Origin of the sequence: Pseudoalteromonas sp. SG41-5, from assembly GCF_014164495.1 — a bacterium.
In the GTDB taxonomy this organism is placed as follows: Bacteria; Pseudomonadota; Gammaproteobacteria; order Enterobacterales; family Alteromonadaceae; genus Pseudoalteromonas; species Pseudoalteromonas rhizosphaerae.
The window spans coordinates 1-350 of record NZ_JACJFH010000303.1 but is presented as its reverse complement, the minus strand read 5'-3'; the positions used below and the strand labels follow the sequence as shown (position 1 = coordinate 350).

Sequence of the window (350 nt, the reverse complement as noted above, 5' to 3'; positions counted from 1 at the left end):
GAACAGCCGATTACCGTGACGGACGAGATAGTCGATTTATTCAACACCCTATTTGAAAAGGCCACCCAACACCAACCAGAAAACTGGACACGCGCTATTTTTACCATTAATCGCCAAGGTCAATTCAATCTCAATTTTGAGCGTGAAAATACCGTTCATGAAGTAATCACAGCGCAGTAAATGTACTCATTGATAACTTGAATTCAAGTAAAAATAAACCCGCTCTTTAACAACATGGATGTTGTAAGGCTGAGCGCTAGAATCGTTTAAGATTAGTGTTTAGCCATACATTTTTGCGTGCCTGCACAACACATCCACAGACACCATTTAGCTGTTAGTTATGTACTCTC

Annotated in this window: 1 pseudogene; it reads left to right on the top strand. The window is 40.3% G+C overall.

Annotation, left to right across the window (positions count from 1 at the left end):
• Positions 1-180 (top strand): annotated as a pseudogene (locus tag H5232_RS24830) (immunity protein YezG family protein); the annotation flags it as partial.
• Positions 181-350: the final 170 nt, after the last annotated feature.